The organism is Lyngbya sp. CCY1209 (genome assembly GCF_035615495.1).
Lineage (GTDB): Bacteria > Cyanobacteriota > Cyanobacteriia > Cyanobacteriales > Microcoleaceae > Limnospira.
In genome coordinates this window covers 1-19,930 of the sequence record NZ_JAJENU010000460.1, presented here as the reverse complement: position 1 = coordinate 19,930, position 19,930 = coordinate 1, and the positions used below count along the sequence as shown (strand labels likewise).

General features: G+C 54.7%; 21 protein-coding genes, 1 tRNA gene and 1 other RNA gene. 10 read left to right on the top strand and 13 right to left on the bottom strand.

From position 1 onward, the window contains the following. Positions 1-156: 156 nt before the first annotated feature. The 5 genes from LKE08_RS14670 to panB form a co-directional block, all read right to left on the bottom strand. Positions 157-597 (bottom strand): NUDIX hydrolase, encoded by a 441-nt coding sequence (locus tag LKE08_RS14670; protein WP_324704982.1) that lies wholly within the window; start codon positions 595-597, stop codon positions 157-159. 875 nt (positions 598-1,472) lie between these two features. After that, positions 1,473-2,030 (bottom strand): shikimate kinase, encoded by a 558-nt coding sequence (locus LKE08_RS14665; RefSeq protein WP_324704981.1) that lies wholly within the window; start codon positions 2,028-2,030, stop codon positions 1,473-1,475. A 90-nt stretch (positions 2,031-2,120) separates the two neighbouring features. Beyond that, the gene (locus LKE08_RS14660) at positions 2,121-2,957 is read right to left on the bottom strand and encodes a LapA family protein (RefSeq protein ID WP_324704980.1); all 837 of its coding nucleotides are present in this window, start codon (positions 2,955-2,957) and stop codon (positions 2,121-2,123) included. An 80-nt stretch (positions 2,958-3,037) separates the two neighbouring features. Continuing rightward, positions 3,038-3,655 (bottom strand): flavin prenyltransferase UbiX, encoded by a 618-nt coding sequence (locus LKE08_RS14655; RefSeq protein ID WP_324704979.1) that lies wholly within the window; start codon positions 3,653-3,655, stop codon positions 3,038-3,040. Then, a complete protein-coding gene (gene panB / locus LKE08_RS14650) occupies positions 3,652-4,431 on the bottom strand; it encodes a 3-methyl-2-oxobutanoate hydroxymethyltransferase (protein WP_324704978.1) in 780 nt (259 codons plus the stop codon). Before panB ends, LKE08_RS14655 begins: the two co-directional genes overlap by 4 nt. 559 nt (positions 4,432-4,990) lie before the next feature. Here panB and LKE08_RS14645 point away from each other — a divergent pair. Beyond that, entirely contained in the window at positions 4,991-5,125 is a 135-nt protein-coding gene (locus tag LKE08_RS14645) for a hypothetical protein (RefSeq protein ID WP_324704977.1), read from the top strand. Further along, on the top strand, positions 5,113-6,735 hold the full coding sequence (locus LKE08_RS14640) for an alpha/beta hydrolase (RefSeq protein ID WP_324704976.1): 1,623 nt from the start codon (positions 5,113-5,115) through the stop codon (positions 6,733-6,735). Before LKE08_RS14645 ends, LKE08_RS14640 begins: the two co-directional genes overlap by 13 nt. A 161-nt stretch (positions 6,736-6,896) precedes the next feature. Here LKE08_RS14640 and LKE08_RS14635 read toward each other — a convergent pair whose 3' ends face one another. Continuing rightward, on the bottom strand, positions 6,897-7,328 hold the full coding sequence (locus tag LKE08_RS14635; RefSeq protein ID WP_324704975.1) for a hypothetical protein: 432 nt from the start codon (positions 7,326-7,328) through the stop codon (positions 6,897-6,899). A gap of 283 nt (positions 7,329-7,611) precedes the next feature. Then, on the bottom strand, positions 7,612-9,228 hold the full coding sequence (murJ, locus tag LKE08_RS14630) for a murein biosynthesis integral membrane protein MurJ (RefSeq protein WP_324704974.1): 1,617 nt from the start codon (positions 9,226-9,228) through the stop codon (positions 7,612-7,614). A 190-nt stretch (positions 9,229-9,418) separates the two neighbouring features. On the opposite strand from murJ, the gene rnpB reads away from it, so the two are divergent. The 4 genes from rnpB to LKE08_RS14610 all read left to right on the top strand — a co-directional run bounded on the left by rnpB (position 9,419) and on the right by LKE08_RS14610 (position 12,012). Then, positions 9,419-9,797, top strand: an RNA gene (gene rnpB / locus LKE08_RS14625) — RNase P RNA component class A. Positions 9,798-9,957: 160 nt separating this feature from the next. Then, complete coding sequence (locus tag LKE08_RS14620) at positions 9,958-10,422, top strand: molybdenum cofactor biosynthesis protein MoaE (RefSeq protein ID WP_324704973.1); 465 nt, start codon at positions 9,958-9,960, stop codon at positions 10,420-10,422. 277 nt (positions 10,423-10,699) lie between these two features. Further along, positions 10,700-11,359, top strand: coding sequence for a sigma-70 family RNA polymerase sigma factor (locus LKE08_RS14615; protein WP_324704972.1), 660 nt, complete (start codon positions 10,700-10,702; stop codon positions 11,357-11,359). Positions 11,360-11,508: 149 nt separating this feature from the next. Next, positions 11,509-12,012, top strand: a complete 504-nt coding sequence (locus tag LKE08_RS14610; protein WP_324704971.1) for an anti-sigma factor — start codon at positions 11,509-11,511, stop codon at positions 12,010-12,012. Here the strand turns inward: LKE08_RS14610 and LKE08_RS14605 are convergent. After that, positions 12,009-12,431, bottom strand: coding sequence for a gamma-glutamylcyclotransferase (locus tag LKE08_RS14605; protein WP_324704970.1), 423 nt, complete (start codon positions 12,429-12,431; stop codon positions 12,009-12,011). The two genes, LKE08_RS14610 and LKE08_RS14605, sit on opposite strands and share 4 nt — an antisense overlap. A 149-nt stretch (positions 12,432-12,580) precedes the next feature. Here LKE08_RS14605 and LKE08_RS14600 point away from each other — a divergent pair, with 149 nt between their 5' ends. Beyond that, positions 12,581-13,180, top strand: a complete 600-nt coding sequence (locus LKE08_RS14600; RefSeq protein ID WP_324704969.1) for a glyoxalase-like domain protein — start codon at positions 12,581-12,583, stop codon at positions 13,178-13,180. A gap of 69 nt (positions 13,181-13,249) precedes the next feature. Here the strand turns inward: LKE08_RS14600 and LKE08_RS14595 are convergent, their stop codons facing one another. Next, positions 13,250-13,711, bottom strand: a complete 462-nt coding sequence (locus LKE08_RS14595; RefSeq protein WP_324704968.1) for a diguanylate cyclase domain-containing protein — start codon at positions 13,709-13,711, stop codon at positions 13,250-13,252. 491 nt (positions 13,712-14,202) lie between these two features. Between LKE08_RS14595 and LKE08_RS14590 the strand changes: the two genes are divergently transcribed. Continuing rightward, on the top strand, positions 14,203-14,349 hold the full coding sequence (locus LKE08_RS14590) for a hypothetical protein (protein WP_324704967.1): 147 nt from the start codon (positions 14,203-14,205) through the stop codon (positions 14,347-14,349). Between the two features lie 43 nt (positions 14,350-14,392). Then, complete coding sequence (locus LKE08_RS14585) at positions 14,393-15,013, top strand: hypothetical protein (protein ID WP_324704966.1); 621 nt, start codon at positions 14,393-14,395, stop codon at positions 15,011-15,013. Here the strand turns inward: LKE08_RS14585 and tsaB are convergent. The 3 genes from tsaB to LKE08_RS14570 all read right to left on the bottom strand — a co-directional run bounded on the left by tsaB (position 15,010) and on the right by LKE08_RS14570 (position 18,003). Continuing rightward, positions 15,010-15,633, bottom strand: a complete 624-nt coding sequence (tsaB, locus tag LKE08_RS14580; protein ID WP_324704965.1) for a tRNA (adenosine(37)-N6)-threonylcarbamoyltransferase complex dimerization subunit type 1 TsaB — start codon at positions 15,631-15,633, stop codon at positions 15,010-15,012. The genes LKE08_RS14585 and tsaB overlap by 4 nt on opposite strands. A 172-nt stretch (positions 15,634-15,805) precedes the next feature. Then, positions 15,806-17,485 (bottom strand): serine/threonine-protein kinase, encoded by a 1,680-nt coding sequence (locus LKE08_RS14575; protein ID WP_324704964.1) that lies wholly within the window; start codon positions 17,483-17,485, stop codon positions 15,806-15,808. A 269-nt stretch (positions 17,486-17,754) separates the two neighbouring features. Beyond that, entirely contained in the window at positions 17,755-18,003 is a 249-nt protein-coding gene (locus LKE08_RS14570; protein ID WP_324704963.1) for a Ycf34 family protein, read from the bottom strand. A gap of 129 nt (positions 18,004-18,132) precedes the next feature. Here LKE08_RS14570 and LKE08_RS14565 point away from each other — a divergent pair, with 129 nt between their 5' ends. Continuing rightward, complete coding sequence (locus LKE08_RS14565) at positions 18,133-19,377, top strand: CCA tRNA nucleotidyltransferase (RefSeq protein WP_324704983.1); 1,245 nt, start codon at positions 18,133-18,135, stop codon at positions 19,375-19,377. Between the two features lie 226 nt (positions 19,378-19,603). Here LKE08_RS14565 and LKE08_RS14560 read toward each other — a convergent pair. Further along, positions 19,604-19,676 (bottom strand) — tRNA-Ala (locus LKE08_RS14560). Between the last annotated feature and the right edge of the window lie 254 nt (positions 19,677-19,930).

Below are 19,930 nucleotides of genomic sequence, written 5' to 3'. Positions count from 1 at the left end.
AAGATAGCGATCGCACTCTGTGTCCTGGAGTGTCTGGTGTGGTGAAATCTTTAGGGCTGAGGGGGTATCTATCGGGCGGCACAGTTTCCCATGATGCAATCATAGGTCAAGTCGAGGCATTGGTCAAGGGAAGTTATGGGAAATTTGGGAAACATTTCAACCGGATTCCATCAGTCGGGGTCGGAGTCCGAAATGGCGAAATTGCAGATAATCTCGGAGGATGCGATCATGATCGAAACACAAATTCTTCGGGATTCGCCACGGTTCAAAGATGTCGAGGGTTTTGGCGTCGTCGGCGGCTTTGGGTTCCCCGGTGGCGGTGGCGAGAAAGACGACGGACAGGGTGTGCTGGCGGGGGTCGCGGTTCGGGTCGGAGTAGACGTAAAACTGTTCCACCAGGGTCACGTCCAGCCCGATTTCTTCTTTGGCTTCCCGCCCGGCGGCGGTTTCCACCGATTCGCCGTAATCGACAAATCCGCCGGGAATTGCCCAGCCGTGGGGGGGATTTTTGCGTTCGATCAGAATAATCGGTCGGGCGGGGCGATCGATGAGTTCGATAATAATATCTACGGTGGGTGTCGGGTTACGATAGGCCATGTTTGAATCGGGCGGTGGTGGTGGTGGGTCAGAGTGGGAGTTCGGTTTCGGCGATCGCTTTTTGCCGATGCCGATCGCTTCCGCATCTTGTTCAATTTAACCGATACTTTATATATGGGAACTGGCGGGAGAGTTGGGATTCGATCGAATTCCCGGGTTGACTGCGAGTCGGACTTGGACTTCTAGCGAATGGTCGATGTTTGACTGGCGATATAGCAATCAGAAATAATGAGTGAAAACTTGGGTCTGGTAAAAGCCTCCAGAATTGGGGATTTGATGGCGTGACTCTTTACAAATGGCTTCCGATCGCCCTATATATGTCGGCACATTTTCCCATGCTTTAATAATCGGTCAAGTCGGGGCATTTGTCAAGGGAAGTTATGGGAAATTTCGGCAACATTTCAACCGGACAAATCCCCGATTCTTTCTCCGTGTCCTGGAGTGCCTCTGTGGTGAAGTTCTTACAGCCGACGGGGTGTATATATGTCGGCACATTCTCCCATGATTTAAGAATAGGTCAAGTGGGGAGATTTGTCAATGGGAAATCGCGAAAATTTAGGGCGATTTTGCGATCGCAACCGTCCCAAATACACAAAAATACTATTTTGTCAAGTCCCCTCCCCGGGGACTCAGAAAATTGGTGCGTCGGGGTTTTTCGATTTTTCGGAAAAATCAGAATTTTTTACGAAAGAATGGGGGTTTGAGCCTCTATTTTGGCGAGTAGACACAATAACCCCTTGGGTGTCGTTTCCCCAAGTGTACCAGAACCCCCATTCTGCCGTCAAGTATTTGAGAGCCATTTTCAATTAATTTTTTATTATTTTCTGGAAAAATTTTACAAACCAAAACGATTTCCAGGAAATGATAAGTCCAGCTTAACTCGATGACATCGGAGTCGCTTTGAGGATTTTGGGGATGCGGGTGAGGATGCGTTGGGAAATCTCTTCGGGGGTATCATCATTTTCGATAGTAAAAGACAGGTCAGCTTGGGCGTAGCGTGATCGCCGTTGTTCGAGGATGTCCTTGAGGCGTCCGAGGGGGTCGGGATGTTGGAGGAGGGGGCGGCTGGTATCCCCCTGAAGGCGGTCGAAGAGGCGATCGGGGGGGACATCCAACCAGATAACGATGCCGTGCCGCAAGTAACTCCAATTCATCTGTTCGATAACAATACCCCCACCCGTCGCCACCACCAGACGCCGATAAGAACAGAGTTCGCCGAGGACTTGAGATTCCCAGGTCCGAAACCCCGCCTCCCCGTCAGTCTCGAAAATTTCGGGAATCGATCGCCCCGTCACCCGGCCGATGAGATCGTCGGTATCGAAGAAGCGGTAGCCCAACTCCCGGGCCAAAACCTTTCCGACGGTGGACTTTCCCGCCCCCATCATGCCGACCAGATAGATATTAATGCCTTGTAACTGCTGTTCTAGGGTCATTTGTCTAAAAAATTGAGAGAGTCGGGAGTCAGGAATGGGGGAACTCAAAAATCTGCGAAATCTGCGAAATCTGCGGATGTTTTCCCCACGCTAATTCTGCCGTGGCGGGGTTTCCCCCTGCAAATCATCATCCTCGAAATCCCCATCTTCCTTGTCAGATTGAATCTGCGTCGGCTGGGAACCCGGGGGAGTAATGAGGCGATAATCGGCATCAAAAACCGATTCGGGTCGTCCGACCCCCGACTCCTCCGAATTGCGATAGCCAAAGGAATACACCGAACCGGACCAGGATTCCTTGTTGGGAACTTGCTGGGTTTCGTAATTGCTGGGGGCGGGTTCCGGTTTTTCCGGTGTGGTTTCGGTTTCGGTTTCGGTGCCCCACTCCCCGCCGCTGTGGTGTGGGTTGAAAGGTTCTTGAGAGGGATCCGTCCAACTTGCGGATGATCGCGGCGGGGTTTCGGATTCCGTGTCCCCCGTCTCCACCCAATTGCCGTCGTCCCATTGAGGACCCACTTGGCGGACTTCGGTTTCCCAATCGTCGGTATTTCCGACTTTCTCTTCAGACGGTGCGGGTTCCGGTGGCGGTGGCGGGGGGGAAGCCACCCACTCTTCAGAGTCGTCGGAGTTGTCCGATTCCCATTCAGACGCCGCGGCAACTCCGGAAGGTTCGAGGGGGGATTTGGGAGGGTTCGGCGGGGGAGAAGGTCGGTGGCGGGAGGTCGCCGGGGAAACCGGGTAGAAACTGGAAATGATGATAGCGGTAAAGGCGCCGGTGGCGATCGCGATCAGCATCCACAGGGACAGGGGCAGGGTCGGCAGTCGGGTGCCCAAAAAGATCAGGGGGACGGCCGGGGACAAATTTTGGACGGTCAATATCGACAACCCGCCCACCAGGACGAGAATGGCGATCGCTCGTGTTGAAGACATGAAATCCCCCTCCCGAAATCTCTGTTACCACTGACTCGGTTTCTATCTTGACAGACGATCGCCCATTATTGCAGTCCGCATCAATCTTCCTTCCACCGTCGCAGGGGCACGCAATCGATGCCGAACTGGTCTAAGGTACGGGCGACCACGAAATCCACCAAATCTTCGATGGTTTGGGGTTGGTGATACCAGGCGGGGATGGCGGGGACGACGCGGACTCCCGCTTCCGCCAGTATGGTCAGATTCCGCAAATGAATCAAACTCAAAGGCGTTTCCCGGGGCACGATCACCAATTTTCGACCTTCTTTCAATTGCACGTCCGCCGCCCGTTCCAATAAATCGGAACTGAGGCCGTGGGCGAGTTTGGCAACGGTGCTCATGCTGCAAGGAATGACGATCATACCCCGGGTGCGGAAGGAACCGCTGGCGATATTCGCCCCCACGTCCTGCCAGGGGTGGCAGCGGAGTTTGCCGCCGGTTTCCACCCCAGCTTGTTCCCGCCAGAAGAGTTCTTGGCGATCGCAATCGACGGGCATTTTGACATTTTGTTCGGACTGCCAGACCATGTAAGATGATTTGGAGGCGACCAATTCGATCGCGCGATCGGCTGCCAACAAATACTTCAAAATCCGCACGGCGTAAATCAATCCGGAGGCGCCGGACACGCCGACAATTAGGGGGTGATTCGGAGTCGTCATTCGGGAAATTTACCCTCCTGAACTTCCGCACAATATTGTTTCACGGCGTCGGTAATCGTTTGTTGGAGGTCGGCGTAAACTTTGGCAAAGGGCGGCTGCCACCCCGTCAATCCCAATAAGTCGGACGTCACCAAAACCTGTCCGTCGCAACCCGGACCGGCGCCGATGCCGATGGTGGGGACTTGCAATTTTTGGGTAATCTCCCCGGCGAGCTCGGCGGGGATGTGTTCCAAAACGATCGCGAAGGCGCCGGCGTCCTGAAGTGCGATCGCTTCCGAAAGAATCCGGGCGGCGGACTCTTCGGTTTTCCCCTGTTTGCGATAGCCGCCGAATTGGTGTACCGATTGCGGCGTCAGGCCGACGTGACCCATGACGGGAATGCCGATATTGACCAAAGCGCGGACCGTCTCGGCCATCTCGGGGGAGCCGCCCTCCAATTTTACCGCCTCGGCGCCGGTTTCTTTCAAAATTCGCCCCGCCGACCGGATCGCCTGCCGGGGGCTCTCCTGGTAGGTCAGGAAGGGCAAATCCACCACCAGCAGCGATCGCTTCACCCCCCGGCGGACGGCCTTGGCGTGGTGCAGCATTTCTTCGAGGGTGAGGGGGAGGGTGGTCTCGTACCCCAACCCGACCATCGCCAGGGAATCCCCCACGAGGATGACGTCAACCCCGGCTTGGTCCAGGAGTTGGGCGATCGCATATTCGTAGGCGGTCAGTACAGTAATGGGGCGCCGCTGCTGTTTCCAGCGGATCAGTTGTTGGGTGGTCACGGCCATAGCGGGTCACGGGTTGGGGGAGTCTCGCTTTATAGGGTAGCGATTTTCTGGAAATCTGGGAATCTGCCCGGGCCAGTCCGGTCGGGATGGCGGCGTGGGGTCTGTGTCATTCCGGAATTGCTGTTAAGCCAATTGTAGCCAATTGTAGGGTGCGTTCCCCGGGAGTTATTATCGGTTGAATCAATAGCGTAAAAATTGGGAACGCACCGAACCCGATTCAATTCTCACTAATCGAGTCGAATACCCAGACCGCTTGGGAATCAATTCCCTTTTCTTACAGCAAAATCCTATTCAGATGATTGCGGAGTCTGTGGAACCGCATCCGCCCCGGCGAAAATCGAACCGAAGCATTGAATCATATTAAAGAAGCGATCGCACTTCATCTTGAGGTATGCTGCGATCGGGGTTAACTCATTCTGCCAGATGCCGCATCCAATCCGATTAACCCCTCTGTGTCCTCTGTGCCTGGAGTGGTGAATTCAAACAAGAATAAAACTCTATCTCCAAGGGAGTCCACTTCAGTGGACTTTTGCTATTACCACCAAGGGGATGGAATCCCTTGTTTCAAGGCGGGTTCATCTTGAGGTATTATGCGATCGCGATCGCCAAGTATAATAATAGAGTCGAGTTGCTCCTGGCGGAGGGCGATCGCCGGGAAAGCGAAATTATTGACAACTCAAAATGGACGTTATAAAATTATTAGGAATCGGAATTTCCAGCCTTTTGTTAACCGCCTTACCCGGGGCGGCTGCGGAATCCCTGCGGTTTTCGGTGGGGACGGTGGAATTTTCCATCCCCGTGGAAGGCTTGGAAGCCTACGCGGAAGGCGAGAACCTGGGAGAATACGAACAACTCGCCGCCTACCTCCGCCTGCTGAGTCCCGAAAGACAGGAACGGGTGCGGGAAATCTTGCGATCGCGCTACGAGTACAGTTCTGCCGAAATCGAACAGTTTTTGAACTCCCCGATGGTGTCGGAATTTCTACTAAAAATCGGCGATATTTTACAAACGGAATCCCGCGAAAATGGCGCGGACGCCCTGCAAACCGCCATCGTCGAAGCGAGCGATCGCCCCGGCGGTTTTACCCTCGTGGATATCGTCCGGGAATTTCCGAGTCCGAGTCTTTATCTGGATATCGAACGGGCGATCGACGGGTTGGCAAAAGTCGCCGTTTTGGTGGATCAAACCCGCGCCGTCGTCGGTGCGATCGAAGAATTAGCCCTTCAGGAAGCCGCCGCCGAACCGGTTGTCGATTTTTTCCAATTGCCGGACTTGCGAGAAAAGGGGCCCAATTCGAGTTCCAAACAGACCTTTACCGTTTCCGTTCCCTTCCGCGATCGCAATTTTGAGGTCGATTTATACCTGCCCTCCACCCTCGAAACCGGAACCCAAAACGATATTCCCACCCTCATAATATCCCACGGTTTGGCATCCGATCGCGCCCGATTTGAACCCCTCGCCCGCCATCTGGCATCCTACGGTTTCGCCGTCGCCGTCCCCCAACATCCCGGCAGCGACTATCAACAATTGCAAGACTTGTTATCCGGACAAGCCTCCGACCTATTTGAACCGCAACAATTCCGCGATCGACCCGCCGATATTTCCCGCGTTTTAGACCATTTAGAAGAATTAAATCAGACCCAATTTTCCGGTCGCCTCAACCTGGAAAATGTCGGCATTTTGGGGCATTCCCTCGGCGGTTACACGGCCTTGGCGGTGGCCGGTGCCCCCATCAATTTCGACCAACTGGAGGCCGACTGCAACTTGGAAACATTGCCCGTCAACCCGTCCCTATTCCTGCAATGTCGCGCCCTGGAATTGCCCCGCACCGCCACCGAATTCGGCGATCCGAGGGTGGGGGCGATTCTCGCCATCAACCCCGTCAACAGCAGCATTTTGGGCGCATCCGGACTGGCAAAAATAGACACTCCCGTGATGGTCGTCGCCAGCAGCTTGGACCTGTTAGCCCCCGCCGTATTGGAACAGGTGAAATCCTTCACTTGGCTGACGAGTCGCGATCGCTATTTAGTCCTCAAAGAAAACGACCATCACTTCTTCGACGCGGGCGGATTCACATCCGAAGCGATACCGGAGTTCGGCAGTTTAATTCGCGCCAGTCAAGAAATTACAAATGCCTACGTCAATGCCCTGAGCGTGGCATTTTTTAAAGTTCATATTGCCGACGAATCCGAGTATCGATCCTACCTACAATCTGGGTATGCGATCGCCATCAGCAACCCCGCCTATCCACTCCATTTGGTGCGATCGCTCACATCTTCCGAGTTGTTGAAAGTGCTGCGATAATCCCGAATCATCCCGACTTGATATAGCACTACGGGAATCCGTTAAGACAGTTGTTAATTTTCACTACAGAGGCACTCCAGAACCGGGAGAGAGAATCTGTCCAAACCTAAATTCGTACTGCTATATCCAGTCAATGTGAAGATATTGAAATTGTATATTTCTCAATCTGAGGATGGACGATTCTGCACCTTTCCTTCCGGCGCCGTCACGTTCGCTTCAATTTCATCCAACGTTTTAATCACCAATCGCTTCGCCTCCAACTTCCACCCCAATTTTTGAATCGAAAATGCCGCGTAAAATCCGATCGCGGTCGCAATAAAATCCAAGGGTTGCCGTCCCGAAATTCCCAACAACAAACCCAACCCGCCGATGCCCCAAAACGGCAGGGCGACCATTTGCCGGTTCTCTTCCACCAGTTTTGCCAAAAAATTCTTCGGCATTTCCGCCGAAATTTCATCTCGAATTTGACGCTGTTGGGGATAGGGGACGGCAAATCCAAACTTGCGGCGGAGTTTCTCAATTTTGCGGGCTTCCGTACTGTACTCGATCAGTTCATCTTCCGCCATCATGATCAATTGCTCTTTCTGACTCATCGGGATGAAAACTCCAGAATTCTTGTCTCCATCTAACCATGAATCTGAGAACATTCAAAAGGGGGGGGAATCAATTTGATAGCAGTTGTCTGTCTGCTGCGATATAGTTCGATCCCCCCCAGCCCCCCTTTGAAAGGGGGGAGGAAGGGGGGAGATAAGGGGGGAGGCAGAGGATGCAACGCTAGAAATTAATCCGGGGACTTCAAGTCAACCGGTGTACCTCATTGACTTTAAAAGTGCCGTAGATTTTAGATTGGGATTCTCCTCCGCCACCGGCTTTTTGCTACCTTCCCAACCGCTGCCGCACCCGCGACACCAACAAATCCACCTCCGGCAACTTCATCTGAAGTGCCCACAACGCAAACACTCCCAAACCGACGAATCCGGGGATGCACAGTTCCAGCAGGACGACGAAAAATCCCTCCGTCCCCAACCATCTCTCCAACCCCAACCGGACGCCCCAGGCCACCAAACCGGCGACGACGCTACCCGACGCCAACCCCAAAAACGGCCCGCCCCATTCTCGCCAGGGCAACCCGTCCAGGCGACGGTCCAGCAACCACAGCATCATCACCATCGACACCAAATTTACCCCCACCGTCGCCAACACCAAACCGGGGGCACCGAAGGCGTTGACCAAAATATAGTCGAGTAGGGCATTGAGGAAGATGTTGAACAAACTGACCCGAAACGGCGTCTGGCCGTCGCCGAGTCCGTAAAATACCCGCACCAGCACGTCCCGCCCCAAATAGACAAACATCCCCGCCCCGTAGGCCATCAACACCGAAGCCACGAATTCGGACGCCGACAAATCGAAGGCGAAGCGTTCGTACACCACCCGCACCGAGGGCAACGCCAACGCCACCATCAACGTACTCAGGGGTAACATGGTGATAGCCGTCAGCGTCAACGCCTGACGGATGCGATCTTTCAATTCCGGCCAGTCCGCCGGTTCCCGCAAACGGGCGAAAATGGGCAGGAAGGGCACCAAAATCATGTTGGAGATGATGCCCAAGGGGGTCTGCACCATCAAGCCGGAATAGGCCATCGCGGCGGCGGCTTGGGGGATGTAGGAGGCGAAAAATAGGTCGGTGTAGACGTTGATTTGCAGCATCCCGGAGGAGAGGGTGGCCGGGACCATGACTTTCATGACATCGGAGACGCCGGGTTGTCTGAAGTTGAACCGCAGGCGCAATTTTCCTAACCCGGACCGCCACATCGCCGGAAGCTGCACCAACCATTGCAATACTGCCCCCGCCAGGGTTCCTCCGGCTAATACCAATCCCCCCAACAGGGCATAGTTGGGTTCGGTGATTTTTTCGCCCAAATAAATGGCTAAAATTGCCAAACTGCCGATCAATGTGACGCTAGAAAACAGGGGGCTGATGGAGGGCAGCCAGTACATATCGGCGGCGTTGAGGGTGCCGAAGCCGATGCCGATGAGTCCCGCGAATAGCGCCATCGGCGCCATAATTTTGAGTTGTTGGATGGCGATCGCGCGAATTTCCAGTCCTTCGGGGGTTTCGGTGAGTCCCGGCGCCACCATATCAATTAGGGGGGTGGCGAATACCACCAATGCTACCGTCACCACCAGCAACACGGCGCCGACCAGGGTGGTGATGGTTTCGACTAGCGCTTCGGCATCTTTGCGGTGTCGCTTGGCCAGGGCGCTGACGATCGCGCTATGAAAGGGTCCGTTGATGCCCCCAAGGAGGATCAGCAAAAAGCCCGGAATCACATAGGCGTAATTGTAGGCGTCGATCGCCGGTCCGACGCCGAAAGCCGCCGCCATCGCCTGCTGTCGCACCAAACCGAAGACTTTGCTTATTAACGTCGCCGCCGCCACGATGGTGGCAATTCCGACCAGGGAACGGCTGGTTTTCTGGGATTCTTCTGACACGGATTCTCGCTCAATCGGTCGTGGACAAGGGCAACCCTCAGTTTATATCAGAATTTCCCGGCTGTTGGGGGAAGCTCCAGGGGAGTAGGGAGTAGGGAGTAGGGAGTAGGGAGTAGGGAGTAGAGAATTTTTGACTTTTGACTTTTGACTTTCCCCACCCCCCGCCTGCGATAAAATAAAAAGTGTGGAAAGAGTCAGCGAAGGCAGTTGCGGATCCCTTATAGGGGTCTGAGGAAAGTCCGGGCTCCCGAAAGACCAGACTTGCTGGGTAACGCCCAGTGCGAGCGATCGTGAGGAAAGTGCCACAGAAACATACCGCCGAAGGGGCGATTTTCGCCCGCTGGTAAGGGTGCAAAGGTGCGGTAAGAGCGCACCAGCGATGTCGTGAGGCATCGGCTCGGTAAACCCCGGTCGGGAGCAAGGTCGAAGGGATGACGGTTGGTCTTTTACCGATTCCGCTTTTGGTGTACCGCTAGAGGTGTCTGGCAACAGGCATCCCAGATAGATAACTGCCATCCCGACTGCTTGCGGTTGGGACAACAGAACCCGGCTTATGTCTGGCTCTTTCCTCAATTGATAATTGATAATTGATAATTGATAATTGATAATTAAATCTTCTGCTGCCAAGTTTTTCAGACGGTTTGATCTCAATCGGGTACAGTGATGAACGAAGGTCGCTCCATCCCCGGCCCGTCCGGATTGTCAGTGGTGTCTGTCGAATGTTGAACTATGGTGAACCTCAGTTTTGCGCCGACCCGTTCGGATTTTTCCATTTCGATCGCCCCCTTGTGCCTGGAAACGGTTTATGCTTTGGCAGATAGTCCGGCGAATGGTGCGGTGGTGGTGATGAGCGGGATGGTGCGGAATCAGACCGACGGTAAATCGGTGAAGTCCCTGGAATATCAAGCCTATCAGCCGATGGCGTTGCGGGTGTTCGAGCAAATTGCCGAAGAGGTCCGCAACCGCTGGCCCGACGTGACCCGGGTGGTGATTCATCACCGGGTGGGACATTTGCAAATTGGCGAAATCAGCGTCCTCGTGGCGGTGGGTTGCCCCCACCGGGGGGAGGCGTTTGCGGCCTGTCAATATGCGATCGACACCCTCAAACATAATGCCCCGATTTGGAAAAAGGAGCATTGGGCCGACGGGTCGAGCAGTTGGGTAAGCATCGGCGCGTGCGAAGCGAATTGCTGAGGCGAGGCGGAGGAGGCAGAGGAGGCAGAGGAGGCAGAGGAGGCAGGGGAAGCAGATTTATGTCAGATCCGTACAAATTCCCCAATCATCTTTAGATGATTTTTGCTGTTAGCTTGGGAATTGATTCCCAAGCGGTGCAGATTTCCCACCCGTTCCTTCACTCCCTCCGCTCCCCCCGCTTCCCCCGCTCCCCCCGCTTTCATAAAAACCACCGGAACTTCCCGTTTACCGATCGCGTCAAACGGTTCAAGCCTGCCAGTTGAGTGAAGTTGAAACGATGAGTCAATCTGTACCCCTATCCTGGTCTGCACTTGAGGCAAGTGCCCCCCAAGTGCAATTACCCCCCGAAAAGCTGTCGAACTACGACTTGGTTCTGCGATGTCAGGAAGGGTTACATCCTGACCGTCTGGCTTTTACGGAACTGCTGCGACGGTACCAATCCCACGTCGATAAGGTTTTGTTTCACCTGGCGCCCGACTGGCAAGATCGGGCCGACCTCGCCCAAGAAATTTGGATTCGCGTTTACCGCAACATCAAACGACTGCAAGAACCGGCAAAATTCCGGGGCTGGCTGAGTCGGATCGCCACCAATTTATTCTACGACGAACTCCGCAAGCGCAAGCGGGTCAGACCGCCGTTATCTCTGGATGCGCCGCGCAGCATCGACGACGGGGAAATGGAGTGGGAATTGCCTGCCGATCGCCCGGGTCCGGATGAAGACCTGACGACCCGGGAATTTTACGATCGCCTCAAAGAAGCGATCGCGGACTTGCCGGAAGTGTTCCGCACCACCATCGTCCTGCGGGAAATTGAAGGTTTGCCCTACGAAGAAATTGCGGAAATGACAGGCGTTTCGCTGGGAACGGTAAAATCTCGCATCGCCAGGGCGCGGCAGCGGCTACAATCTCAACTGCAACCTTATCTGAGCGAATTGTAAGTTCGGTCGGGAAAATCAGAGCAAATTAATGGTAAAATATACTCGGGATCTTAACCAGATTGATTCCTTCGTGTTTTTCTCCCCAATATCACGGAGCCAGATTTGCCGATCCGTGCCAATTTTTCATCGCATTCTAGGGGGGCGTTACCATGCACTTTAATTCTGACGATCGCGATCGCAACCTCAACCCTCAACATCCGCTCGACCCGAAAGAATTCGAGCGACTCAGCGCTTACTTCGACGGCGAAGCGACACCCGAGGAACGCCGTCAAATCGAAGCCCGGTTGGACAGCGACCGCCAATTCAAAGCCACCTACCACGAACTGAGAAAACTGCGATCGCAATTGCAGGGGATGCCGATCCAGGCGACCGGGCCTCTGGAGGACATCGCCCGGGAAGTATTCCGACGCATTGATCGCCGGACGCATTTGATGTGGGCGGGGAGTGGCGGCGCGATCGCGGCCCTATTTTTGATGCTGGTATCCGGCCAGTTCCCCCGTCCCCTGATGGCGAACGGGTGGGACACCAAACCGGAACCGGTCAGAATTGCCCTCAACGAACCCCTGGTTCCGATTGTCAACCCGGAAGCGGCCAGCATCACGGTGAACCGGCCGATCATCCAAATTCCTAAAGCCGCCATTTCCGACCCCTAGGGGCGCGTCTGGAGGGCCGTCCAGTTGCCCTCGGCCAGGAGTACGCCGTCGAAATGTCGCACCCGCTCCGGGCGCATCAGATAGGCCCAGACTTCCCGAAACGGCTGGCGGTCGGGGGTGTAGGTCTGGATGCGCCGGCGCTGGTATTCGTTTTGGTCCGGCGATCGCGAGGGGTGGTAGCTTTCGAGACTGTCGAGGTCGTCGAGAATCTTCGGGTCGTCAAATGAAAGAATCGCCCCCCAAACGGTGCGATCGCCCTCCGTCATGGCGGGATAGCCCAGGGAGAGGGAATAGAGTTCCCCCAAGGCGATCGCGGGGTGCTCCTCCACCGTGCGTCCGGCGCAGTAGCGGAGGTAATTGAACTCCCCCGGCTTCAAACTGCCGTACACGAATACGTGAATGCCATCTTCGTTTGCCATCGTCCACTCCTCCTGTACGAGCGATCGCCGGAAACCGTACCATCGATAATTTTTGTTAACATGATGGGAGATCCCTGGCATCGATTCAGATCGTCAACTGCGATCGGTGCCACCTGTCATCGTCAGTTCTTTACGCTCTATTATCGTTCATGGTTCTAGCCACTCGCATTATAGAAAATCTCTCGTCGCATCAACTGCCCGTGGGCGCGTTTTTTCCCGAACTCCCCCTCGAGAGCATTTTTTCGACCCAGGGCGTGATGGTGATGCTCCTAGCCGCCTACGCCGTCGCCATGTGGATGTTCCTGACGAGTGCCCCCAAAGTTCACACCATCATGGTCACGGATCTGAATGTCGCCCGACAGTTTTACGAGGGGTTGCTCAACTTGCCGGTGGCGGACGTCCCCCTGCACTACTATTACAATTACGAGCAAACGCTGGGGGCGACGGGGATCGACCCGCTCTACCTGTCCACCAACATCTCCGCGGCCAACACCCAGGATTTGGGGGCGTCGGACGGTTTGTGGTATCAGTTGATGAAAAATACCCAGCTTCACATCATCAGCGGCGCGAGTTACGGCAGCAAAAACCGCCACCGCCACGTCTGTTTTGATCGCGACTGTCTGGACCAAATCCTGATGCGGGTGCAGACTCAGGGCGTCAAATTCAAGATCCGCAGCGAACGGCCCCTGAATTTTTTGGCGAAAGATCTCGAAGGGCGAGTGCTCGAATTCTCGGAAGTGAAGAACTGATCGGAAACCCCGTTTCTCCGGGAAGCCGGGGAAAAAGTCTCTCCCTCCCCCCTTCCCGCTTCTCACTTCTCACTTTAAAAAGACAAAAAAGCGGTCGGATTTCCGGCTGCGGTGCAGCGCCTGTTCGATGCGATCCAAACAGGCGTTCATGTGTTCGTTCGGCTGAACTTCGGTGAAGCCAATTTTACCCTGGCAGGGAATCACCGTATTTTCATTGCAGGTAATTTCTCGGTTTGTAAATGCCTTAAAAATTCGCTCCAGGGCAATCTTTGCGCCCTTCGGCGGGGCAAAAATGACCATGATAAATTCGTTGTTTCCCCAGTAGGCAACCCAGTCACTTTCCCGCAGGTTATCTTGAATTTCTTCGATTAATTCGAGCAGCACCTGCTCCGTTTTTTCTTTTTCTTGTTGTTGCAGCCGCAAGTCCAAACCGTCGATCGCCATCAGGGCCAGACACAGGGGCAAAGTGTTGCGTTTGGCGATGCCCAGACACTGCCGGATGCGATCTTTGACAGCGTTTCGATTCGTCATGTAACAACAACAGTTTTTCGATGGTAAATTTTCCGATCGCCGGGCTCCCGACGCGGCGATGGGTGAACAGTGAGAATCCATCTGATTCAATCGCAAATGATTCTGAGATGTGGGATTGGTTGGGAGTTGCAAGATTCAACCCTCCTGCCGGAGCAAAATGCTTGACCGGATTTCGAGGAGGTTCCCGACCGCGATCGGCAGCCCTCTCAAAATCCCGGGGATTTCAAATGAAGTCCGATCGGCCACTTCAGATTCAGCTTAACACAACTGATCGGGCGATCGCGTGACGTTTTTTGAACTGTCTGCAATTGCATCCGAGTTTTCCCAATTCAATCCGGCTTCAAGTCCCGTCAGCGGGGACGGTGGCGGATTTTTATCAATTTTGAGGGTGTGGAGATTTAAAGAGTATCACCCCGGCGACCGCCAATTTCGGGTTCCGATCCTACAGTGAAACCATAGACGACCAGCCTTTCTACCCAGGAACCGAAGCGATGTCAGAAGCGTTGATTTCCCCCCGCGATCGCACCCCCCGCCCCCGGCGGGACACTCCGGCGGCATCCGAGCGAGAATTTGTGACGGCATTATTGAAGCGTTTATCGGAACGAGTCCGAACCCTCGAAAGTCTTTCCGAAAGCTAAAGACAAGATATTTCATTTAAACCTTAAATTTAGGAGCACGACCGTGAACTATCCAATCGAATCTTTACCCCAGTCCGGCGAAATTCGCACCACCCTCGAAGAACCCACCCTCTATATTTTTAACGCGAAAAAAGGGCAGCACGTCACCCTGATTATCTGGGCGGGAACCCTGCAAGCCGAATTGTACGGCCCCTCCGGTCGCGAATTGGCGATCGTCTCTTCCGGGCGCTGGGGTGGTACAATTTCCGAAACGGGCATCTACCGGGTGATGGTGTACCCGCATCGCGAGTCCACCAGTTGCGCGATCGAAGTCAAGTTGAATGGCGACGATGGCGACGATCGCAAAGATGACTGGCGCCTGAGTGAATACCGCTATTTGAGCGATCGCCCCATCGTCATCAAGCGGGGGGACTACGGCGCGACTCTGGAGGCGATCGTGCGGGCCCGACACATCCAACCCCTGACGGTTCGCTGCCGCAAGGATCAGATGATGAAAGCCAGCGGTTACGGCGTCAGTTTGGCGATTCAGGCGCCGGATGGCAAGATTTTAGATCTCGGAGATGGGGGCGCTTCGGCCCGCCTCCCCCAAGATGGAATGTATCGCGTGCTGGTTCTCGGCGAGGAATATCCCCTCGAAACCTCCGTTACTGTGGATATCCGCTAGGGGGTTTTTTCCTCCACCGGATGCTGTCCGTAAAAGGGGACCGCCTCGGACCAGTGGGGCCGTTCCCCCCGATTCCACAGCCAATTCGCCAATTCCAGCATGGCAACAGTTGTCTCTCCCAGTCCCCCTTCCAAAGTGATTTGGCGGGGGATTTTCTTCTGTTTTAAAATCATTTCCCAGTCTTCCGGGGACATGACGCGATCGGCCAGTTGAGCGGTAATTCCTGTTTCTGAGATATTGTAAATCGCCGTAAATAATTGCCCCCGCTGCGCCCGCATTTGCAGGGCGATCGCGGTTTCGGAGGGTTTTGCATAGTTCCAAGCCGCTGCCGCCAATGTGGAGATGGAAAATAGGGGGATGTCCAACTGTTGCGCCAGGGTGCGGGCCGTGACGACCCCCATGCGCGTCCCGGTGAAGCTTCCGGGCCCCCTGGCGACGGCGATGAATTTCAGATCGGGCCAGGTTTGGGGGGGGAGAAATTCGGTGAGATGTTGGTGGAGTTGGGTGGACAATTCTCGCCCCAAATTCCAGGTTTGCGATCGCGGTTTTTCTTTAAAGTTTGCGATCGCCAGTCCCAGTTCCGGGCTGCTGGTGTGGAGTGCCAAGCCGTATTTTTTCACATTCAGATATCCGTTGCAATGCTCAGATCGTCGATTTTATCAGGATTTAGGGTCGGGTGGGTTTTGACATTGATGGGTATCGTTATAAGTCCGCAGATTTCGCAGATTTTCGCAGATTGGGAATTGGGGTTGATCGGAGGAGCGGAAAAAATGTGTACTGCCATCTCGCTCCTCAATTTCCCTGGCTGTAAAACATCGGCATCGAGACGAACAAACTCGCGAGGATGAGGCCGAAAATATTGTCGGACCAAATCCGGATATTCAGCAGGCCGAAAGCAATGAATAAAAGTGCGATCGTCCCGAATAGGGGGTTTTCGTTGATTCCGTGGTGGCGGTGGGTGAAGGTTTTTACCGCTACAAATAAGGGCGCGACTAAAACAGCCAGCAGGGGGGTGAAAATGATCAGGTGTTGGCTGAAGGTGTAGGCGACCATCGCCAGCATCAGAACGTCCATCCAAAAGGTTTTCTGCCGGAACTGCGATCGCCAATACTGCCAGGTTTGGAGGCGGGTGAATTGAGCGTAAAGGGGATGTTCCTTGAGGCGGAGGAGTTGATTGTTAATCCTTGCTTTCGGGTCTGATTTTAAGACCATTTCCCACTCCGGTACGCCCTTTGATTTGACTCGACCGAGTAATTTTACACGGCGAATGTTTGTGAGATTTAACTGCGAGAGTTCTGCCGCGATCGCTTGGGCAATTTTTTGATAGTTTACCAGGCGCTTTTTGGGGCGGTTGAGGACGATGGTAAGTTGCTGTTTACCAGTGCGGTTAACCTGTATTTTGAGCCGGTACACTCTCAGGGCGCTCTCAAGAATGCGGGTGATTTTCTGCTCTTGGGTCGGGACGGATACCTGCTTCGGCGGTAATTTGGGCGATTTTTGAGGGGTTATATTTTCCTCGAATCCCGTTTCTAAATCGACCTTCAATCCCGGCATCGCCTCGACATATTTCGGCTTCGGTTGCAGCTTCCGCAGCACCGCAGCGGCTGAGTGGAAGCGTCTGCTGGTCGCCCCCGTTAGCATCCCGTCCAAAATCCGGCCGAGTTCGTCGCTGACCGGCGTTTTCAAATAATCCCGCCACACCCAATTCCCTTCCTGGGAGTCGAACAAATCGAAGGGGGGAACTCCCGTCATCAGGTGAATGCAAGTCACCCCCAAACTGTACAAATCGCTGGCAAAAATGGCTTTTCCCATCAACTGTTCCGGGGCGGTATAAGCTGCCGATCCGATCACCGTTCCCGTTTTGGGCAACAGTCCTCCCGTGACAACTTTTGCCGCCCCAAAATCCACCAAAACCAACGGTCCCTTATCCTTCGCCGTCGCACTGCGGCGGCGGATGATATTTTCCGGTTTGATATCCCGGTGGATGACGCGGTGGCCGTGGATGAATTGCAAGACGGGGAGGAGTTCGCGGAGGAGTTCAGCGATTTCTTCTTCGTCAAATGATCCGCGATCGCTCAATTCTTTGGCGAGGTTATTTCCGGGGATAAATTCCTGCACCAAATACTGATATTGTTCCCGTTCAAAATAGGTGACGCGGGTGGGAATTTGGGGATGTTGGCCGAGGATTTCGAGTTGTTCGGCTTCCTGGCGGAAGAGTGCCGCCGCCCGGGTGGCGTTGTTTCCTTGGGGAAAAAATTGTTTGATGGCGACTCGGCTCAAATCCGACTGATTGACGGCTAAAAATGTGCGCCCGAATCCCCCCTGTCCGAGTAATTGCAGAGCTCGATAACCGATTTCGGAGGGGGAACCGTTGGACGGAGAAACTGTGAGGGGGAAGTCACAGATCTGGCAGGACTCACCCTCTCCGGCATTTTCGGGATCTTGACAGTGGGGATTGAAGCAGTAGCTCATGGTTGGGTGTGGGGAGTAGGGAGTAGGGGGCGGAGGGAGGCAACGGTCAAGCTTCGGTAAGCGGAGGGGGCGGAGGGAGCTCCAGAAACGGGTGGGACATCGGAACCGCTTGGGAATCAATTCCCGAGGGCGCAAGCCAGGGGCCCCGACAAGCAGAAATCATCGGTCGATGATTGGGGAGTTTGTACGGATTTAATATAAGTTTGCCTCCCCTGCTTCCTCTGCTTCCTGGAGCCTCCTCTGCCCCCCTGCCCCCCTGCCCCTCTGTCTCAAGTGGGTACGGGTTCGCCGGGGCGGAGTTTCGCCCATTTTCCGGCTTCTTCTTTGAAGCTATTACAGCCGACGACATCCCATTCCATCTCGATTCCGTCGTCTACGGTGCGGATGTTGACGTTGATGCTCGGTTCGACGGGTTCAAAGGTGGGGTTGTCGCTGACGTGGCCTTCCTGATGCTGGGTTTCTACGGCGTGGTAGGTGACACAGCGATCGACGTAGTGGCAGTTGACACAAATACACATATTGAAAACCCTCTGTGCGGCTCGCAAGGGATGGACGGATGCCGAACCCTTTCTGTTAATTTAACTTAGGTGGGGCGATACCTGTCGCGATCGCCGGTTTGCGTTTTGTTGCGAGATGGAATTTTGCCCATGTCTGCCCTGTCTCCGGAAAATTGGCCGTTCGACCCGGAATTTTTGCCGCCACCCGCCTATTTGGTGGGGGGGGCGGTGCGGGATGCCCTGTTGGGGCGGGAGGTGGCGGATTTGGATCTGGATTTCGTGCTGCTGTTGGGGGCGGTGAAAACGGCCCGGACGATCGCCTCTCATTATAGGGCGGGGTTCGTGTTGCTGGATGCGGAACGCCAGATCGCGAGGGTGGTGTTCGACGGGGTGACGGCGGATTTTGCCGAGGCGGAAGGGGGTTCTTTGCAGGCGGATTTGGGGCGGCGAGATTTTACGATCAATGCGATCGCCTACGATCCGATTTTACAAGAGGCGATCGACCCCCAAGGCGGTCAGAAGGATTTAAAATTGGGTTTGATGCGGATGATCTCCCGCGAGAATTTGGCGGATGATCCCCTGCGGCTGTTGCGGGGATATCGTCAGGCGGCGCAGTTGGGATTTGCGATCGAGGAAAATACACGGGAGGCGATCGCTCAGTTGGCGTCGCTGTTGGAACGGGTGGCAGCCGAACGCATCCGCACGGAGTTGGGATATTTGCTCAATACTCCCCGGGGGGTTTCGGGGTTGGTGGAGGCGTGGAACGTCGGGTTAATTTCCCGTTGGTTTCCGGATGCGGACAAACGGTGCGATCGCTTACTTCGTTTGAATGATATCGCCGCCGAATTGTCAAAATTTAATGAACAGTTGGGGGTACAATTGGGGGAGTCGGTGCGGGAGACGCTGAAAATGTCCCGACTCGCGATCGCCAAATTGGCCACTTTAGTCAGTCCGGAGCCCGAAACGGCGGAAACCCAACTGCTGGAACTCAAATACAGCCGCGCCGAAATTCGGGGCGTCCTCGCCATCCTGCGGGGGTTGGAGACGATTCAAAAGACTCCCATCCCGCAACTTTCGATCCGGGAACAGTATTTTTTATTTCAGACGGTGGGAACCTTTTTTGTGGCGTTTGTGGCGGCTGGAATGGCGGCGGGAATTCCCCTGGAGGTATTTTCCCCTCTCCTCGAGCGCTATCTGACGCCAAAAGATGCGATCGCCCACCCGATACCCCCCGTCGGCGGAAAGGTGCTGATGAAGGAATTGGGAATCCCGCCGAGTCCGGTGGTGGGGGACTTGCTGCTGGAAGTGCAACTCGCCCAGGCGGAGGGCAAAATTTCCACGCCGGAAGACGCGATCGCGATCGCGGCACAAAAACTGAAGGAGTGGAACCCCTAACTCCCGATTCCCTCTTCGCTCATTGCCGATTCGCCCGCGGACAACCGTATCAGGTTGCCCCCACACCCTACTCCGATTCCTGACACGGGTTAGCTGAAACGATCCAGTCGTTTACCACAAAGTCGCCCTCGAAGGGGCGAGGCTTTAGACCCAATTGAGTAAACGGATGGGAATGTGAACCGAGAAAGGCTGCTGAAAGCCTTTTAAGGTCGGGGTTTCAATAGAATGGAGCTAAGCGGACTCGAACCGCTGACTTCCTCAATGCCATTGAGGCGCTCTACCAACTGAGCTATAGCCCCAAGCCGTATCTTCTAAGATATCTCAACTGTCGTGGGTGTGTCAAGGTTTTCGAGAAAATTTTTTCACGGCTTTCCCATCGAAGCAGATGCGCCCCCCTCACAGATAAGGATTGGTGTAAGCTCACCCCGGTCTAAAGACGCGGGGCTTTCGCCCTAAGCTGCCGCTACGCTAGGTAGCTCACAGCTCAGGCGTTCAGGACGGCTTGCAGCGCCCCCAGAAATAGCAATCATGAGCGAACCATTATAATCGGCAT

Bases quoted from the DNA above. Each gene is read 5' to 3' on its own strand.
- LKE08_RS14670 (WP_324704982.1), bottom strand. From the start codon at position 597: ATGGCCTATCGTAACCCGACACCCACCGTAGATATTATTATCGAACTC.
- LKE08_RS14665 (WP_324704981.1), bottom strand. From the start codon at position 2,030: ATGACCCTAGAACAGCAGTTACAAGGCATTAATATCTATCTGGTCGGC.
- LKE08_RS14660 (WP_324704980.1), bottom strand. From the start codon at position 2,957: ATGTCTTCAACACGAGCGATCGCCATTCTCGTCCTGGTGGGCGGGTTG.
- LKE08_RS14655 (WP_324704979.1), bottom strand. From the start codon at position 3,655: ATGACGACTCCGAATCACCCCCTAATTGTCGGCGTGTCCGGCGCCTCC.
- panB (WP_324704978.1), bottom strand. From the start codon at position 4,431: ATGGCCGTGACCACCCAACAACTGATCCGCTGGAAACAGCAGCGGCGC.
- LKE08_RS14640 (WP_324704976.1), top strand. From the start codon at position 5,113: ATGGACGTTATAAAATTATTAGGAATCGGAATTTCCAGCCTTTTGTTA.
- LKE08_RS14635 (WP_324704975.1), bottom strand. From the start codon at position 7,328: ATGAGTCAGAAAGAGCAATTGATCATGATGGCGGAAGATGAACTGATC.
- LKE08_RS14620 (WP_324704973.1), top strand. From the start codon at position 9,958: ATGGTGAACCTCAGTTTTGCGCCGACCCGTTCGGATTTTTCCATTTCG.
- LKE08_RS14615 (WP_324704972.1), top strand. From the start codon at position 10,700: ATGAGTCAATCTGTACCCCTATCCTGGTCTGCACTTGAGGCAAGTGCC.
- LKE08_RS14610 (WP_324704971.1), top strand. From the start codon at position 11,509: ATGCACTTTAATTCTGACGATCGCGATCGCAACCTCAACCCTCAACAT.
- LKE08_RS14605 (WP_324704970.1), bottom strand. From the start codon at position 12,431: ATGGCAAACGAAGATGGCATTCACGTATTCGTGTACGGCAGTTTGAAG.
- LKE08_RS14600 (WP_324704969.1), top strand. From the start codon at position 12,581: ATGGTTCTAGCCACTCGCATTATAGAAAATCTCTCGTCGCATCAACTG.
- LKE08_RS14595 (WP_324704968.1), bottom strand. From the start codon at position 13,711: ATGACGAATCGAAACGCTGTCAAAGATCGCATCCGGCAGTGTCTGGGC.
- LKE08_RS14590 (WP_324704967.1), top strand. From the start codon at position 14,203: ATGTCAGAAGCGTTGATTTCCCCCCGCGATCGCACCCCCCGCCCCCGG.
- LKE08_RS14575 (WP_324704964.1), bottom strand. From the start codon at position 17,485: ATGAGCTACTGCTTCAATCCCCACTGTCAAGATCCCGAAAATGCCGGA.
- LKE08_RS14570 (WP_324704963.1), bottom strand. From the start codon at position 18,003: ATGTGTATTTGTGTCAACTGCCACTACGTCGATCGCTGTGTCACCTAC.
- LKE08_RS14565 (WP_324704983.1), top strand. From the start codon at position 18,133: ATGTCTGCCCTGTCTCCGGAAAATTGGCCGTTCGACCCGGAATTTTTG.